This window comes from Pseudomonas guariconensis, from assembly GCF_015680235.1.
Taxonomy (GTDB): Bacteria; Pseudomonadota; Gammaproteobacteria; order Pseudomonadales; family Pseudomonadaceae; genus Aquipseudomonas; species Aquipseudomonas guariconensis_A.
In genome coordinates this window covers 1-16711 of the sequence record NZ_JADLJL010000027.1, presented here as the reverse complement: position 1 = coordinate 16711, position 16711 = coordinate 1, and the positions used below count along the sequence as shown (strand labels likewise).

The 16711-nt window shown below is 64.7% G+C and carries 11 protein-coding genes and 2 tRNA genes; 3 read left to right on the top strand and 10 right to left on the bottom strand.

Annotation, left to right across the window (positions count from 1 at the left end; all coding sequences use genetic code 11):
• The first annotated feature begins 22 nt into the window (after positions 1-22).
• Positions 23-2104 (top strand): carboxy terminal-processing peptidase, encoded by a 2082-nt coding sequence (locus IRZ56_RS17330; RefSeq protein ID WP_196146059.1) that lies wholly within the window; start codon positions 23-25, stop codon positions 2102-2104.
• Positions 2105-2272: 168 nt separating this feature from the next.
• Here IRZ56_RS17330 and IRZ56_RS17325 read toward each other — a convergent pair whose 3' ends face one another.
• The 9 genes from IRZ56_RS17325 to IRZ56_RS17285 form a co-directional block, all read right to left on the bottom strand.
• Positions 2273-2641 carry a hypothetical protein gene (locus IRZ56_RS17325; RefSeq protein WP_084854862.1) on the bottom strand — a complete coding sequence of 123 codons (369 nt, stop codon included), beginning with the start codon at positions 2639-2641 and terminating at the stop codon, positions 2273-2275.
• Entirely contained in the window at positions 2638-2976 is a 339-nt protein-coding gene (locus tag IRZ56_RS17320; RefSeq protein WP_196146058.1) for a helix-turn-helix domain-containing protein, read from the bottom strand. The genes IRZ56_RS17325 and IRZ56_RS17320 overlap by 4 nt, the downstream gene beginning before the upstream one ends.
• Before the next feature lie 99 nt (positions 2977-3075).
• A complete protein-coding gene (locus tag IRZ56_RS17315) occupies positions 3076-3516 on the bottom strand; it encodes a YkvA family protein (RefSeq protein WP_196146057.1) in 441 nt (146 codons plus the stop codon).
• Positions 3517-4103: 587 nt separating this feature from the next.
• The gene (locus tag IRZ56_RS17310; RefSeq protein ID WP_084858656.1) at positions 4104-4859 is read right to left on the bottom strand and encodes an FKBP-type peptidyl-prolyl cis-trans isomerase; all 756 of its coding nucleotides are present in this window, start codon (positions 4857-4859) and stop codon (positions 4104-4106) included.
• A 177-nt stretch (positions 4860-5036) separates the two neighbouring features.
• Entirely contained in the window at positions 5037-5402 is a 366-nt protein-coding gene (gene nirD, locus IRZ56_RS17305) for a nitrite reductase small subunit NirD (protein WP_196146056.1), read from the bottom strand.
• A complete protein-coding gene (nirB, locus tag IRZ56_RS17300) occupies positions 5402-7954 on the bottom strand; it encodes a nitrite reductase large subunit NirB (protein WP_196146055.1) in 2553 nt (850 codons plus the stop codon). The genes nirD and nirB overlap by 1 nt, the downstream gene beginning before the upstream one ends.
• A 242-nt stretch (positions 7955-8196) precedes the next feature.
• Complete coding sequence (locus tag IRZ56_RS17295; RefSeq protein ID WP_196146054.1) at positions 8197-11985, bottom strand: bifunctional nitrate reductase/sulfite reductase flavoprotein subunit alpha; 3789 nt, start codon at positions 11983-11985, stop codon at positions 8197-8199.
• Positions 11986-12447: 462 nt separating this feature from the next.
• Positions 12448-12524 (bottom strand) — tRNA-Asp (locus IRZ56_RS17290).
• A gap of 16 nt (positions 12525-12540) precedes the next feature.
• Positions 12541-12616, bottom strand: a tRNA-Val gene (locus IRZ56_RS17285).
• A gap of 206 nt (positions 12617-12822) precedes the next feature.
• Between IRZ56_RS17285 and rdgC the strand changes: the two genes are divergently transcribed.
• Together rdgC and sugE are read left to right on the top strand one after the other, a co-directional pair.
• Entirely contained in the window at positions 12823-13743 is a 921-nt protein-coding gene (rdgC, locus tag IRZ56_RS17280) for a recombination-associated protein RdgC (RefSeq protein WP_084858652.1), read from the top strand.
• Positions 13744-13950: 207 nt separating this feature from the next.
• Complete coding sequence (gene sugE, locus IRZ56_RS17275; RefSeq protein WP_196146053.1) at positions 13951-14268, top strand: quaternary ammonium compound efflux SMR transporter SugE; 318 nt, start codon at positions 13951-13953, stop codon at positions 14266-14268.
• An 18-nt stretch (positions 14269-14286) separates the two neighbouring features.
• Here the strand turns inward: sugE and IRZ56_RS17270 are convergent, their stop codons facing one another.
• Positions 14287-16161, bottom strand: coding sequence for an MFS transporter (locus IRZ56_RS17270; RefSeq protein ID WP_196146052.1), 1875 nt, complete (start codon positions 16159-16161; stop codon positions 14287-14289).
• Between the last annotated feature and the right edge of the window lie 550 nt (positions 16162-16711).

Here is a 16711-nt window from a genome sequence, read left to right as displayed (position 1 = left end):
ATTGCCTTTACGTCGAATCAGCATGAAGCATTTCCTGCCCAGCACTGCCCTCGCCCTCCTGATCGGCCTCGGCAGCCTCACGCTCGGTGGTAATGCGGCGGCCGCCAACAAGTGGGACAGCCTGCAGCCTGACCGTGACGAGATCGTCGCCAGTCTGAACGTGGTGGAGCTGCTCAAGCGTCACCACTACAGCAAGCCGCCGTTGGACGATGCCCGTTCGATCATCATCTACGACAGCTACATCAAGCTGCTCGACCCCTCGCGCAGCTATTTCACCGCCGCTGACATCGCCCAGTTCGATAAGTGGAAGACGCAGTTCGACGACTTCCTCAAGAGCGGTAACCTCGAACCTGGCTTCACCATTTACAAGCGCTACCTGGACCGCGTGAAGTCGCGCCTGGACTTCGCCCTGGCCGAGCTGGCCAAGGGCGTGGACAAGATGGACTTCACCACCAAGGAAACCTTGCTGGTCGACCGCGAGGATGCGCCGTGGATGAAGAACGAGGCCGAGCTCGATGACCTGTGGCGCAAACGCGTCAAGGACGAAGTGCTGCGCCAGAAGCTCGCCGGCAAGGATCCCAAGCAGATCCAGGAAACCCTGACCAAGCGCTACAAGAACCAGCTGTCGCGCCTGGACCAGACCCGTGCCGAGGATATCTTCCAGGCCTACATCAATACCTTCGCCCAGTCCTACGACCCGCACACCAACTACCTGTCGCCGGACAACGCGGAAAACTTCGACATCAACATGAGCCTGTCGCTCGAAGGCATCGGTGCGGTGCTGCAAAGCGACAACGACCAGGTCAAGATCGTGCGCCTGGTGCCGGCAGGCCCGGCCGCCAAGACCAAGCAGGTGGCACCGGCCGACAAGATCATCGGCGTGGCCCAGGGCGACAAGGAAATGGTCGACGTGGTCGGCTGGCGCCTGGACGAAGTGGTCAAGCTGATCCGTGGCCCGAAAGGCTCGGTGGTACGCCTGGAAATCATCCCGGCCAGCAATGCGCCGAACGACCAGACCAGCAAGATCGTGTCGATCACCCGCGAAGCGGTCAAGCTCGAGGAGCAGGCGGCCAAGAAGTCGGTGCTCAAGCTCAAGCAGGACGGGCGCGACTACAAGCTGGGCATCATCGAGATCCCGGCCTTCTACCTGGACTTCAAGGCCTACCGCGCGGGCGACCCTGACTACAAGAGCACCACGCGCGACGTGAAGAAACTGCTCACCGAGCTGCAGAAGGAAAAAGTCGACGGCGTGGTCATCGACCTGCGCAACAACGGCGGCGGCTCCCTGCAGGAGGCCACCGAACTGACCAGCCTGTTCATCGAGAAAGGCCCGACGGTGCTGGTGCGCAACAGCGACGGCCGCGTCGACGTGCTCGAGGACGAGAACCCCGGCGCCTTCTACAAGGGCCCACTGGCATTGCTGGTCAACCGCCTCTCGGCCTCGGCCTCGGAGATCTTCGCCGGTGCCATGCAGGACTACCACCGCGCGCTGATCATCGGCGGCCAGACCTTCGGCAAAGGCACCGTGCAGACCATCCAGCCGCTCAACCATGGCGAGCTGAAGCTGACCCTGGCCAAGTTCTACCGGGTGTCCGGGCAGAGCACCCAACACCAGGGCGTGTTGCCGGACATCGACTACCCGTCGATCATCGACACCAAGGAAATCGGCGAGAGCGCTCTGCCCGAGGCCATGCCATGGGATACCATCCGCCCGGTGGTACGCCCTGCGGTCGACCCGTTCAAGCCGTTCCTGGCCGAGCTCAAGGCCCGTCATGACGCACGCAGCGCCAAGGACCCGGAGTTCGCCTACATCCGTGACCGCCTGGCCTTGACTCAGAAGCTGATGAACGAGAAGACCGTCAGCCTCAACGAGCAGGAACGCCGTGCACGCCACGATGCGATCGAGGCCAAGCAACTGGCGCTGGAGAACGTTCGCCGCAAGGCCAAGGGCGAGGAGCCGCTCAAGGAGCTGAAGAAAGAAGACGAGGACGCCCTGCCGATCGAGGACGAGGACACCAAGCCCGAGGACGACGCCTACCTGGCCGAGACCGGGCGCATCCTGCTCGACTACCTGAGCTTGAACTCGCAGGTGGCCAAGCACTAAAGGCACATCGAGCGGTAAGGGAAAGGGGCGGACATCGAGATGTTCGCCCCTTTTTCGTATGGGGGCCGCTTTGCGGCCGATCGCAGCACAAGGCCGCTCCTACAGGGTTGAGCGTCGGCCTGTAGGAGCGGCTTTATGCCGCGATCGGCCTGCGCAGCAGCCCCTGGCTCAGGCCTGTTCCGGGTAACTGTACTCGAACACCCGCACCACTTCCGAAGCATGCCAGGACGCCGCCTCGAGCCCGTCCACCGGGCCGGAGAAACGCCCCAGGCGCTCGACGCACTCGAAGAAACCGGTACGCGGCAGGCGGCTGGCGCCCTGGCTGATCACCAGCGAGCTGCGCAGCGGCTGCTCGGCACGAGCATCGAGCACGGCCAGGTATTCCAGGGCTGCGGTAAGGGTCTGCATCGCCGGGCTGGGCAATTGCAGGCGTTCGATCAGCGCCCGGTAAGTGAGCAAATGGCGTTGGCGGCGAGCCAGATCGAGCTCGTTCAACAGGTTGTCCCAGTGCTGGCGGCTGATCCTGACCTGGCTCATGACGGCTCGCTCCAGCCAGCGATGCCCAGGTGCCAGGCCAGGCTGCGCAGGATCGCCGCATCCGGCTGGCGCTCGCCAGCCTCGATCATCGCCAGGTAGGCCGGGCTGATGCCGACGCTGCGCGCCAATTGCTCGGGCGCCAGGCCCTTGGCCTGGCGCAAGTGCGTCAATTCGCTCAATGCCGCCAGAGCCGGGGCCTCGGCGGCGACTGCAGGTTCGTTCGTTGGTGCCTCGGCAGGTGCCTGCCCCGCGGCCTTGAGCAATGCCTGGTACTGTTCCCACGGAACCACGGCATACTCGGGCTGACCGTCCCGGCTGATGACCTGAATACCCATACAACCCCCTTACGTAGGATTACTGCATGTAATCCATAGGCATAATCCTTATGCCAATTATATGTCCAAGCGCGGGCGTATGCGCAGGCCAGGGCAATTTCAGGGCGCTCCGCGCTCCAGGCGCAGTGTTTCAGGGGTGTCCGGCAAGCGTTCGACCACCTGCAGGCGCTCGGGTGCCTGGCTGTCGCGCCAGGCCTTGAAGCGGCTCAGTTCGTCGCCCACAGCCTTGAGGACCCAGCCCAATACGGCGATGTCGTCCAGAAAGCCAACGCCCAGCAGCCAGTCGGGAATGGCGTCCAGGGGGCTGACGAAATACAGCAGGCCCGCTACCACGGTGACCAGCGCCTTGGGGCTGATAGCGCGGTATTCGCCACGCCACCAGGCCAGGCACAAGCCCTGGAGCAGATGAACGTCCTCACGTAGCTTGCCGAGCTTGGGCCCTTTGCGGGCCACGGCGAACAGCAAGGCCGGCAGCCGACCGCGGCTGAGCAGGCGCTCGGCCAGGGGCAGGAAGCGGGCGAAATTCCAGGGTGCGCTCATGGGGCCTCCATATCGGCAGGGAAGGTTATCCACATTTATTGTGGATAACCTTGTGAACAGGGAGCAGTTTCCGACGCGAGGTGCCCACCGGGCAAGGGTCTCGCTCAGATCGGGCGTTTTTTACACAGCTGTTTCAGAATCGCAAACGTTTTGCGTCGGCGGGCTGCTCTTTCTCCGACACCATTGGAAGTGTGGGGTTCGTTCGTGACAAAGGGGGCCGCTTTGCGGCCCATCGCGGCACAAGGCCGCTCTCATAGAACAACGCATAACTATTTGATTTTGCGGGCCTTGTGGGAGCGGGCTTGTCCCGCGATTGGGCCGGGCCGGATATCACCGTCGCCCTTGATCGCGGGACAAGTCGGACCACCGCACCGCCGCTCCCACAGGGGGGCGGCGCTAGCCGCTTGTTCTCTGCGCGACAGCGCAGCCCGAAGGGCTGGGTAATCTCCTACAGAGGGAAGTGTTTTGGGCATGATAAAGGGCCGCTTTGCGGCCCATCGCGGCGCAAGGCCGCTCCTACAGAGAGTGGGAGCGGGCTTGTCCCGCGATGGGGCGCGAAGCGGCCCCTGTTGTTACTTGCGCGGTAATTACTTGGCGGGTTCTTCAGCCGCTGGCGCTTCGGCTTCCGGCGCCTCGCCCTGGGCGTTTGCCGGGTCCTTGATGCCCAGCAGTTCCAGGTCGAAGACCAGTACCGAGTTCGCCGGGATCAGCGGGCTCGGGCTCTGGGCGCCGTAGGCCAGGTCAGCCGGGATGTACAGCTTGTACTTCTCGCCAACGTGCATCAGTTGCAGGCCTTCGACCCAACCCGGGATCACGCCGCTGACCGGCAGGTCGATCGGGCTGCCACGCTCGACGGAGCTGTCGAACACCTTGCCATCGATCAGCTTGCCTTCGTAGTGGACAGTGACCACGTCGGTCGGCTTGGGCTGCGGGCCGTCGGCCTTCTTGACCACTTCGTACTGCAGGCCCGAGGCGGTGGTGACCACGCCTGGCTTCTTGCCGTTCTCTTCGAGGAATTTCTTGCCGGCGCTGGCCGCTTCCTCGCTGGCCTTGGCCAGGCGCTCTTCGGCGCGCTTCTGCAGGTCGGTGAAGGCCGCTACCAGGTCTTCGTCCTTGATGCGCTGCTCTTTCTTGGCCACCGCATCCTCGATGCCGAGGGCCACCGCTTTGGAATCTAGGTCTTCCATGCCTTCCTGAGCCAGGCTCTTGCCCATGTTCAGGCCGATACCGTAGGAGGCTTTCTGTGCCGGAGTCTTCAGCTCGACGCTGCTGGTCTGAGCGTCGCAGCCCGCGAGGACCAAACCAACCAGGGCAACCGCAGCCGCCAAACGATGCTGTTTCATGCTAGTTCCTTGTTCATGCGCCATAAGGGCAATCAGGTAAAGCCGCGAGCTTAGCAGGCGGCCATCACCAATGGCTACCGGCATGAGAGCCAGGAAAGTCCGATAAGTTCACGGATATTTCCCAGTCGCTGAGGCGAACCGTCCTGCCTGGCAGCTCGCAACTTCACGCCCTGCCCTTCAAGCGCACGCCGCAAGCTCCACCGCATCGCCGCAAAGGCGCACCGGCCATACGCGTAAGGCCTGCGCCGCATCTTCCAGGCAATGCCCGTCGTGCAGGCTGAAATGCTGCTTGTACAGCGGGGCCGCGACCACCAACTGCCCTTGCAGGCTGCCGACCAGGCCACGGCCGATGATATTGGCGCCGGAGCGCGGGTCACGGTTGTCGAGCGCGTACAGCGGCTGGGCCTGGCCGGGTAGGTAGAACAGCGCCACCTGTTCGCCCTCATGCCAGACCACCACGCCGGAATCAGCGACCAGGTCCTGGAGCCGGCAGACCGTTTGCCAGCCGGGTTGCGTTGCGACAGCAGCGTTGGACAGTTTCATCAGACAGCCTCCTGGGTGGTTGGGATCAGGTGCAAGGGTGCGGCCGGCCGGCGCTGCTCGCGCTCACGCACGAAGTGCACGTCCGGGTCGGGGCGCTGGTCGTTGACAAAGGTACGGAAGCGCTTGAGCTTTTCCGGGTCCTTCAGGGCATTGGCCCACTCGCACTCGTAGCGGTCGACCACATGCTGCATCTGTGCTTCCAGCTCGCCGGCCAGGCCCAGGCTGTCGTCGAGGATCACCTGCTTGAGGTAGTCCAGCCCCCCTTCGAGGCTCTCGCGCCAGACCGAGGTTCGTTGCAGCTTGTCGGCGGTGCGGATGTAGAACATCAACACGCGGTCGATGATTCGCACCAGGGTTTCGTCGTCGAGGTCCGTGGCGAACAGTTCGGCATGCCGCGGGCGCATGCCGCCATTGCCGCAGACGTACAGGTTCCAGCCCTTGTCGGTGGCGATGACGCCGATGTCCTTGCTCTGCGCCTCGGCGCATTCACGGGTGCAGCCGGAGACCGCGAACTTGAGCTTGTGCGGTGAGCGCAGGCCCTTGTAGCGGTCTTCCAGGCGCAGGGCCATGGCGACGCTGTCCTGCACGCCGTAGCGACACCAGGTGCTGCCCACGCAGGACTTCACCGTGCGGGTCGACTTGCCGTAGGCATGCCCGGTCTCGAACCCGGCCTCGATCAGTTCGCCCCAGATCAAGGGCAGCTCGTGCAATTGTGCGCCGAACAGGTCGATGCGCTGGCCGCCGGTGATCTTGGTATAGAGGTCGTATTTCTTCGCCACCTGGCCGATCACGATCAGCTTGTCGGGGGTGATCTCGCCGCCGGGAATACGTGGCACCACCGAGTAGGTGCCGTTCTTCTGCATGTTGGCCATGAAGGTGTCATTGGTGTCCTGCAGCGGCACCAGGGACGGGTCCATGATCGGCTGGTTCCAGCACGAAGCGAGGATCGAGCCGACGGTGGGCTTGCAGATGTCGCAACCGACGTGGCCCTTACCGTGGCGCGCGAGCAGGTCGGCGAAGGTGCGAATGCCTTCGACCCGGACCAGCGCGTAGAGCTCCTGGCGGGTGTAGGCGAAGTGTTCGCACAGGCTCTTGTCCACGGCCACGCCACGGGCGCCCAGCTCGTGCTCGAAGACCTGCTTGAGCAGGGCCGCACAGCCGCCGCAACCGGTGGCGGCCTTGGTGCAGCCCTTGACCGCGGCAAGGTCGGCACAGCCGCTGTCGATAGCGGCGCAGACCGCGCCCTTGCTGACGTTATGACAGGAGCAGATGGTCGCGCTGTCGGGCAGCGCATCGGCGCCCAGGGCGGGTACTGCGCCGCCCTGCGGCAGGATCAGCGCTGCTGGGTCGGCCGGCAGGGCGATGCCGTTCTGCACGTATTGCAGCAGGGTGTCGTAATAGCTGTTGTCGCCCACCAGCACCGCGCCGAGCACGCGCTTGCCGCTGGCATCCACCACCAGCCGGCGATAGGCCGCGTTGGCCTCGTCGATGAAGCGATAGCTGCGCGCGCCCGGCGTGGCGCCGTGGGCATCGCCGATGGAACCGACATCCACCCCCAGCAGCTTGAGCTTGGTGGACATGTCGGCACCGGCGAACGCCTGCGCAGGCTCGCCTGCCAGCAGTGCCGCCAGGTTGCGGGCCATGCCGTAGCCTGGCGCCACCAGGCCGAACACACTGCCGTTCCACGACGCGCATTCGCCGATGGCGAAGATGCGTGGGTCGCTGCTGCGGCAATCGCCGTCGATCACCACGCCGCCCCGGGCGGCGATTTCCAGGCCACAGGTGCGGGCCAGAGCATCCTGGGGGCGGATGCCTGCGGAGAACACGATCAGGTCGGTTTCCAGGTGCTCGCCGCCGTCGAAGTTCATGCGGTAGCGGTAGGCCTCGCCAGCACTGATCGACTGGGTGGCCCGGGACAGGTGCACGCCCACGCCCAGCGCTTGGATCTGCGCGCGCAGGGCAGCACCACCCTCGCTATCGAGCTGCACCGGCATCAGCCGCGGCGCGAATTCCACGACGTGGGCTTCCAGGCCCAGGGACTTCAAGGCATTGGCGGCCTCCAGGCCAAGCAGGCCACCGCCGACCACCACGCCTCGGCGGGCGTTGCCGGCTGCGGCGCGGATGGCGTCGAGGTCGTCCAGGGTGCGATAGACCAGACGTGCGGTGCCGCTGGAACCTTCGATCGGCGGCACGAAGGGATAAGACCCGGTGGCGAGAATCAGGTGGTCATAGCCATAGCGTCCTTCGGCGGTGACCACTTCGCCGCGTTCGCGGTCGATTTCCAGTACGGCCTCGCCCAAGTGCAGGTGCACGCCGTGGCGGTCGTAGAAGTCCCGCTCGCACATCGCCAGGGCCTCGGCATCGCTGCCGCCGAAGTATTCGGAGAGATGCACGCGATCGTAGGCGCGCTGGCGCTCTTCGCCGAACACCCGCAGCTCGAAGCGCGCCAGGGCGCCGCGCTCGATCAGTTGTTCGACGCAGTGGTGGCCGACCATGCCGTTGCCGACGATGACCAGTCGCTCCCGTTGCCCGCTGTTCGCTGTTGCCTTCATAGCCGATCCTCGCGAAAAAAAAGGCGCCTGGAGCCGAAGCTCCAGGCGCCTTTGCCTGTTCTCATCAGTTTGGGCCCGGGCTGGTCGCCGTTGATCAGCAGGGCATGTTGTCAGTGTTCAAAAGCAGGGAGTGTGCCAACTCTGCTAGGAGCTAGGTCTTGAGGTGGGTGATGGCGGTCCCCAAAGCAGTTGCGCCAAACAAATTGCCCCAATCCTGTGCACGCCTGCTCATCCTGGGGCACTCAGTACACATCGCGCCGGTAGCGGCCGGCCTTGCTCAAGGCGTCCACATAGGCCTGGGCAGCCTCGTTACCCATGCCGCTGTGCTCGGCCACGACGTGGCGCAAGGCGGCGTCGACATCCTTGGCCATGCGCATGGCGTCGCCACACACGTAGAAGTAGGCGCCCTCCTCCAGCCAGCGCCACAGCTGCGCGCCCTGCTCCAGCATGCGCTGCTGGACATACACCTTGGACGCCTGGTCGCGGGAGAACGCGGTGCTCAGGTGCAGGTGGCCGCTGGCCTGCCAGGCCAGCAACTGGTCGCGGTAATAGAAGTCGCAGGCTTCGTGCTGCTCGCCGAAGAACAGCCAGTTGCGCCCGCTCGCCCCACGCGCCTGGCGCTCTTCGAGAAAGGCCCGGAACGGCGCGATGCCCGTGCCGGGGCCAACCATGATCACCGGCGTACGGTCGTCCTCGGGCAGGCGGAAGTGTTTCGCCACCTGGGGGAAGATCGCCACCTCGCCCCCTTCGGCGCGGTCGGCGAGGAAGGTCGAGCACACGCCCTTGCGCGCGCCATAGCGCACCGTGGAGACCGTCAGGTGAACCTGGCCGGGGTGCGCGATGGGGCTCGAGCAGATCGAATACAACCGGGGCTGCAACGGCTTGAGCAGCTCCAGCCATTCGGCCAACGACAGCGTTTGGGGAAACTCGCCCAGGACATCGGCCAGTTGCCGGCCCCAGAGCCAGTCCTTCAGGTCGGCCTTGCGTTCGGGCAACAGCATGCCCCGCAGGTCGCTGCTCGCCTGGCTGAAAACCTCCAGCTGGCTGGAAGTGACCCGGGTGATGTCCAGGTGCCGCTCCAGGGCAACGGCCAAGGGCATCGGTGCGTGCCCCCTGAGTTCGACCATGGCCTGGCCGTCCAGCTTCATCAAACCGAGCAGCTCCTCGACCAGCGCCGGGCAATTGCGAGGCCAGACGCCCAGGGCATCACCGGCCTGGTAGCTCAAACCACTGTCGCCCAGGTCGAATACCAGCTGACGGGTTTCCTTGCTGGCGCCTGGGCCATTGAGCAGGCGGTTTTCCACCAGCCTGGCCGGCAACGGGCGCTGCTTGTCGAATGCTGCACCGCCAACGCTTTTGCGCGAGGCCTTGACCGGTGCTGCCCCCAGCTGCGCAAGCAAGGCATCGAGCCAGGCAGCGAAAGCCTCGTCGAAGTCGGGCTCGCAGTCGACACGGTCCAACAACCGGCGAGCCCCCAGCTCGGCCAGCCGCGAATCGAGCTTGCGGCCGAAGCCGCAGAACTGGTCATAGCTGGAGTCGCCTAGGGCCAGCACGGCATAGGGCAATTCAGCGCAATGGCTGCCCTGCTCGCCTTGCAGGGCCTGCCAGAAACCTGCACCGCTGGCAGGGGCTTCGCCGTCACCGAAGGTGCTGGCGATCAGTACGACACTGGCAGAGCCTTGCAGTTGGCGCGGACTGATCGCCTCCATGCAGCTGACCTCGACCGCCAAACCCGCCTCGCGCAGGCTTTGCCCGCAGCGCTCGGCCAGGCTTTCACCGTTGCCGGTCTGCGAGGCCCAGAGCACGCGGTGGCGGGCGGCATCGCAGGCGTCTTCGGCGACCGTCGGCGGCGTCAGGTCGAGCACCTCGATACGCGCTCCACCGACCCGTTCCAGAGCCACGGCACAGTGTTTGTAGGCCGGCTGCAACGAGGTCGGGTCGACGGCGTCGCAGGTCACCGCGTTGATCGCCAATTGCTCGCCGAAAACGTCGTTCCAGTGGAAAGGTGCAAAGCAGTTGCCCGCCTGTACCCGGTCGCTGATGCGCGCCGGCAGCACCGCCTGCCCGCGACGGGAGCGGATGGCCACCTGGTCGTGCTCGGCGATACCCAGGCGCGCGGCGTCCGCGGGGTTGAGCTCGACGAAGGGCCCCGGATCGAGCCTGTTCAGGCTGGGGATCTTGCCGGTCTTGGTCAAGGTGTGCCACTGGTGCTGCACGCGCCCGGTATTGAACACCAGCGGGAACTGCGCGTCAGGCAGTTCGGTCGGCGGCAGCCACGGGCGTGCCAGGAAACGTGCCTTGCCGCTGGGCGTGGGAAACGCCAGGGCCGGCCGGGCGCCCTGGCCAGCAGTCAGCAGGTGCTGGCTGACGCCATCGTTGTGGTAACGCAGCGGGCTGCGGTCATGGTCGCGGCCCGGGGCGCAGGGCCACTGGCGGGGGCGCTGGCGCAGCTCGGGGTAGCCGATGCCGCGCAGGTCGTAACCGGTTTCCGGGTTCCAGAAGCGGCGGATCTCGTCGAACACGGCCTCGGCGTGGGGGTAGTCGAATCCCTCCGCGTAGCCCATGGCACAGGCGATGCGCGCGATGATCTGCCAGTCCGCCAGGCTCTGGCCGGGCGGCTCGACCGCCTGGGACATCAGGGTCAGGTTGCGCTCGCTGTTGACCATCACCCCCTCGCCCTCGGCCCAGAGGGCGGCGGGCAACAGGATGTCGGCGTAGCGGTTGGTCTCAGTGTCGAGGAACGCATCCTGAACGATCACCAGTTCCGCCTGGCCCAGGCCGTCGATGACCTGCTGGCGATTGGCGACGCTGGCCACCGGGTTGCTGCAGATGATCCAGCAGGCCTTTATGCAGCCAGCCTTCATCTGTTCGAACAACGCCACGGTGCCGCCCCCGCTCTCGTTGCGCAGGCTGCCCGGGGCGAGCCCCCAGTGCTGCTCGACGAAGGCACGGTCGGCGGCGACCTGCGCCGAACGCTGGCCCGGCAACCCAGGCCCCATATAGCCCATCTCGCGCCCGCCCATGGCATTGGGTTGGCCGGTCAACGAAAACGGGCCGCTACCCAGGCGGCAAATGGCACCGGTGGCCAAGTGCAGGTTGCACAGGGCATTGCTGTGCCAGGTGCCGTGGATGCTCTGGTTCAGGCCCATGGTCCAGCAGCTCATCCAGTTGCCGGCGCGGCCTATCCAGTCGGCGGCCTGACGAATGTCGGCTTCGGCGAGGCCGGTGATGGCGGCGACCCGTTGCGGTGTATAGGCCTCGAGGAAAGCGGGCATCGCCTCCCAGCCTTCGGTGTGGCGGGCGATGAAGTCGGCATCGGTATGGCCGTTGCGGTGCAACAGGTGCAGCAGCCCGTTGAGCAGGGCCAGGTCGGTACCCGGGCGCACTTGCAGGAACAGGTCGGCCTTGTCGGCGGTGACGCTGCGCCGGGGGTCGACGACGATCAGCCTGGCGCCGGCCTTGAGCCGATCGAGCAGGCGCAGGAAGAGAATCGGGTGACAGTCGGCCATGTTCGCACCGATCACCAGGAACACCTCGGCGTGCTCGAAGTCCTGGTAGCTGCCCGGTGGCCCGTCAGCACCCAGGGACTGCTTGTAGCCGCTGCTGGCGCTGGCCATGCACAGGCGCGAATTGGATTCGATGTGCCGCGTGCCGATGAACCCCTTGGCCAGCTTGTTGGCCAGGTACTGGGCCTCCAGCGACATCTGCCCGGACACATAGAGTGCCACTGCGTCCGGGCCATGGGCGTCGATGATCCCTCGCAGTCGGCCGGCGGCCTGTTCGATGGCGCTGTCCAAGGTGCCCTGCACGGGCTCCTGATGGCGCTGCTGGCGGACGAACGCGTGGGTCAGGCGCCCAGCGGCGGTCAGTGGCAGGTGGGCAGTCAGGCCCTTGGTGCAGAGGCGACCGAAATTGCTCGGGTGTTGCTTGTCACCGCTGACCTTGGTGACCTTGCCGTCCGTCACGGTCATGACGATGCCGCACCCTACCCCGCAATATGGGCAAACACTGCGCACTTCGCTGCTGCTCATCGGTCGATCTCCTGGCCGCATGAACGAAAAAAGGCGCCGGCCGCCCCGCCCTGCAGAAGCAGGAGGGGCAGCACGGCGCCTTTGTCGTGGAGGCCATCGGCGTTGATGGCCTGGATGCAGGAGCATCAGCAAGTACTGGGCCAATTGCAGGCATCAGCCCGCCCACAGGGACTCCAGTGTCCTTGAGGAGAACAAAAACGGCTTGCCCCGCGATAGGGCCGGCACAGAAATGGCACTCAACCGATGGGCTCGCACCAATTGGTGGCATGTGAGGTGGTTCGCCGTAGCAGCTTTGGCGCCTGTAAGATCGAGCGCCGCGCGGGCGGCGCGCGATCTCACAGGCAACAACCGCCTCACGACCTACCCTGACGACAACATCAGGCAGCAGAAATAAAAAAAGCGACCCTAAGGTCGCTTTCTTTGTGGCTTCCGGGTGTTCAGTGGGCCCTGGAAGCTGGAATATGGCGCAGCGGACGGGACTCGAACCCGCGACCCCCGGCGTGACAGGCCGGTATTCTAACCGACTGAACTACCGCTGCGCTAAACATCGAGAAGTGGTGGGTGATGACGGGATCGAACCGCCGACCCTCTGCTTGTAAGGCAGATGCTCTCCCGGCTGAGCTAATCACCCAACGTCTCGGTGTGGCGCGCATTCTACGGAGGAGCCTCCACCCTGGCAAGCACTTTTTTCAAATTTTTTTTCAGATCTTTCAAAGACCTAGCGCAACCGGCCTTTTCCACCTTAATAGGAGGCTGCTGGCCCTCTGACAGGGTTGGCCTGGAGCCACCGCTCGGAGAATAATGCCCGCCTTATGCATTAAGGAGAGATTCCCCCTCATGTGGTTCAAGAACCTGCTGACCTACCGCCTGACCCAGGACGTCCCGTTCGAGCCCGAGGCACTGGAAGCCGCCCTGGCCAGCAAGCCAGCCCGCCCCTGTGCCAGCCAGGAGCTGACCACCTATGGTTTCGTCGCCCCGTTCGGCAAAGGCGAGGACGCTCCCTTGGTGCACGTCAGTGGTGACTTCCTGCTGATCGCTGCCCGCAAGGAAGAACGCATCCTGCCCAGCAGCGTGGTCAACGATGCGGTCAAGGAAAAGGTCGAAGAGATCGAGACCGAACAGATGCGCAAGGTCTATAAAAAGGAACGCGACCAGATCAAGGACGAGATCATCCAGGCGTTCCTGCCGCGCGCCTTCATCCGCCGCTCGATGATCTTCGCCGCCATTGCCCCTCGCCTGGGCCTGATCCTGGTCAACTCGGCCAGCGCCAAGCGAGCCGAGGACCTGCTGTCGACCCTGCGTGAAGTGATGGGCTCGCTGCCGGTGCGTCCGGTAACGGTCAAGACCGCCCCGAGCGCGACCATGACCGACTGGGTCAAGACCCAGGAACCGGCCGCCGACTTCTTCGTCCTGGACGAGTGCGAGCTGCGCGACACCCATGAAGACGGCGGCATCGTACGCTGCAAGCGCCAGGACCTGGCCAGCGAAGAGATCCAGCTGCACCTGGGCACCGGCAAGGTGGTCACCCAGCTGGCCCTGGCCTGGCAGGACAAGCTGTCGTTCGTGCTCGACGACAAGACCGTGATCAAGCGCCTTAAGTTCGAGGAACTGCTGCAGGAGCAGGCCGAACAGGACGGCGGCGAGGAAGCCCAGCAGCAGTTCGACGCCAGCTTCACCTTGATGATGATGACCTTCACCGAGTTCCTGCCGGCGCTGTTCGAGGCGCTGGGGGGCGAGGAGATTCCGCAGGGGGTCTGAGGCCTCGCTGTGCCTTGCGCCCCATCGCCGGCAAGCCGGCCCCCAAAGGGGCAAATTGTGGTAGCCGGCTTGCCGGCGATGGGGCAGTCGGGCTTGCCTTGGTCTAAGCAGATGTGCAGTATAGTGCGCACTGTGAGGACGACCTCACGACGCACTGCGTGACCATTCCGGGGACGGCCCCATCCTTAGCCACGATGGAGACTCATCATGTCCTGGATCATCCTGTTCTTCGCCGGCCTGTTCGAAGTGGGCTGGGCCGTAGGCCTCAAGTACACCGACGGTTTCACCCGCCCCCTGCCAACCGCCTTGACCGTCGCCGCCATGGCCGTGAGCCTGGGCCTGCTGGGCCTGGCCATGAAGGAACTGCCGCTGGGTACCGCCTACGCGGTCTGGACCGGCGTCGGTGCCGTAGGCACGGTGATCGCCGGGATCATCTTGTTCGGCGAATCCATGGCGTTCATGCGCCTGGCCAGCGTCGCGCTGATCGTCGCCGGCCTGGTCGGCCTGAAGGTCAGCACCGGCTGACCTTCACCTCTACCCTTTTCAACGCGCGTCGCCGCGCAAGGCACAGACCTTCTCGCGCAGTGCCTCGGGCTGCGCCGCGTCCACCGGGACGGCGGCGCCAGCCACCAGGGTCACCCGCGACCACAGGCGCCTGAAGAACCCCTTGTTCGGGTCGCGGCTGAAGAAGCTGCCCCAAAGCCCCTGCAGCGCCAGCGGGATCACCGGCACCGGGGTTTCCTGCAGGATGCGGCTCACGCCACCCTTGAACACATCGATTTCACCATCGGCACTGAGCTTGCCCTCGGGGAAGATGCACACCAGCTCGCCGTCGGCCAGGTACTGGGCGATACGGGCGAAGGCGCGTTCGTAGGTGGCTTCGTCCTCGCCACGCCCGGCGATGGGGATGGCCCCGGCCGTGCGGAAGACGAAGTTGAGCACAGGCAGGTTGTAGATCTTGTAGTACATGACGAAGCGTATCGGCCGGCGAATGGCACCCCCGATCAGCAGCGCATCGACGAACGACACGTGGTTGCACACCAGCAGCGCCGCACCTTCGTCGGGGATGCGCTCGAGGTCGCGGTGCTCCACGCGGTACATGGAATGGCTGAGCAGCCAGATCATGAAGCGCATGGTGAACTCGGGCACGATACGGAAGATATAGGCGTTGACCGCGATGTTGAGCAGCGACACCACCAGGAACAGCTGCGGGATGCTCAGCTCGGCCAGGCTCAACAGAACGATGGTGACGATGGCCGAAACCACCATGAACAAGGCATTGAGGATGTTGTTGGCGGCAATCACCCGGGCCCGCTGGTCTTCGGGGGTGCGTGCCTGGATCAATGCATACAGCGGCACGATGTAGAAACCGCCGAACACACCCAGGCCGACGATCGACAGCAGGATCCACCAGGCCTGGCCCATGCCCAGCAACGCCAGCCAGTCGTGGGACACGGCGCCCACCGGCACATCGCCGGAATGCCACCACCAGAGCAGGCCGAACAGCGTCAGGCCGAAGGAGCCGAACGGCACCAGGCCGATTTCCACCTTGCGCCCGCTCAGGCGCTCGCACAGCAGCGACCCCAGGGCAATGCCCACCGAGAACAGGGTCAGCACCAGGGTCACCACGGTTTCGTCGCCGTGCAGCCAGTCCTTGGCATAGGCGGGAATCTGAGTGAGGTAGATGGCGCCGACGAACCAGAACCAGGAGTTGCCGACGATCGAGCGAGACACCGCTGGGGTTTGCCCCAGGCCCAGGCGCAGGGTGGCCCAGGATTGCTTGAAGATGTTCCAGTCCAGCTTCATCTGCGGCGCAGCTGCGGCAGCCCGGGGGATCCAGCGGCTGGCCAGGTAGCCGAGCACCGCGGTAGCCACTACGCCGGTGGCGGCCACCGTGGCGTAGTGCGTGGAGGACATCATCACCCCGGCGCAAAGGGTCCCGGCCAGGATCGCCAGGAAGGTGCCCATCTCCACCAGGCCGTTGCCGCCTACCAACTCCTCCTCCTGCAAGGCTTGGGGCAGGATCGAGTACTTCACCGGGCCGAACAGCGCCGAGTGGGTGCCCATGGCGAACAAGGCCAGCAGCATCAGCGGCAGGTGGCCGGTGACGAAGCCCGTGGCGCCGATGGCCATGATGACGATCTCGGCCAGCTTGATCACCCGGATCAGCGCATCCTTGGCGAACTTTTCGCCGAACTGCCCGGCCAGCGCCGAGAACAGGAAGAACGGCAGGATGAACAATAGCGCACAGAGGTTGACCCAGATCGAGCGGTCGCCCTCCAGGCTCAGCTTGTAGAGGATCGCCAGGATCAGCGACTGCTTGAACAGGTTGTCGTTGAAAGCGCCCAGCGACTGGGTGATGAAGAACGGCAGGAAACGCCGCTTGCCGAGCAGGGTGAATTGCGAGGGGTGACTCATCGTCCGTGTACCTGGTTGGGCTTTTCGATTGGAGGCACGCACAGCGCGCAAAGCCACAAATTCGCATGGGAATGAGGCAAGCTTCAACCCATTTGCAGGCGCCTGTGGGAGCGGCGGTGCGGCGATCCGACGTGTCCCGCGATTGGGGCGGGCCGGGTATTCCGTCCTCTGGCAAGGGCTTCGCCCTTGATCGCGGGGCAAGCCCGCTCCCACAGACAGCCCGCCAGTGCAAGCTTTGCGTGATCCTGTAGGAACACCTTGTGCCGCGATGGGGCGCGTAGCGGCCCCAATCATTGACCCCGGAGCGCAGCGCAGGGGCCGGATGCAGGAGCCAGCGTTTTTTGGTTACTTTTTGTCGCGTTTGACAAAAAGTGACCCGTCGTAAGGGCGCAAAGGTGACTCAGCGTCGCCCTCGCAAACGGACTTTGCGCTTACGCCAAAAACCAACAGTTTCTAAAAATCGACTGCATTGAAAATAGCGAAATATCCATTCGCCATGGCGGCGCTCACTCACCTTTTCGCCTTTACGGCGACCTACTTTTGCTCTTGG

Excerpts from the sequence above, each read along its gene's own strand:
- IRZ56_RS17330 (WP_196146059.1), top strand. The coding sequence starts at position 23 with ATGAAGCATTTCCTGCCCAGCACTGCCCTCGCCCTCCTGATCGGCCTC.
- IRZ56_RS17325 (WP_084854862.1), bottom strand. The coding sequence starts at position 2,641 with ATGAGCCAGGTCAGGATCAGCCGCCAGCACTGGGACAACCTGTTGAAC.
- IRZ56_RS17320 (WP_196146058.1), bottom strand. The coding sequence starts at position 2,976 with ATGGGTATTCAGGTCATCAGCCGGGACGGTCAGCCCGAGTATGCCGTG.
- IRZ56_RS17315 (WP_196146057.1), bottom strand. The coding sequence starts at position 3,516 with ATGAGCGCACCCTGGAATTTCGCCCGCTTCCTGCCCCTGGCCGAGCGC.
- IRZ56_RS17310 (WP_084858656.1), bottom strand. The coding sequence starts at position 4,859 with ATGAAACAGCATCGTTTGGCGGCTGCGGTTGCCCTGGTTGGTTTGGTC.
- nirD (WP_196146056.1), bottom strand. The coding sequence starts at position 5,402 with ATGAAACTGTCCAACGCTGCTGTCGCAACGCAACCCGGCTGGCAAACG.
- nirB (WP_196146055.1), bottom strand. The coding sequence starts at position 7,954 with ATGAAGGCAACAGCGAACAGCGGGCAACGGGAGCGACTGGTCATCGTC.
- IRZ56_RS17295 (WP_196146054.1), bottom strand. The coding sequence starts at position 11,985 with ATGAGCAGCAGCGAAGTGCGCAGTGTTTGCCCATATTGCGGGGTAGGG.
- rdgC (WP_084858652.1), top strand. The coding sequence starts at position 12,823 with ATGTGGTTCAAGAACCTGCTGACCTACCGCCTGACCCAGGACGTCCCG.
- sugE (WP_196146053.1), top strand. The coding sequence starts at position 13,951 with ATGTCCTGGATCATCCTGTTCTTCGCCGGCCTGTTCGAAGTGGGCTGG.
- IRZ56_RS17270 (WP_196146052.1), bottom strand. The coding sequence starts at position 16,161 with ATGAGTCACCCCTCGCAATTCACCCTGCTCGGCAAGCGGCGTTTCCTG.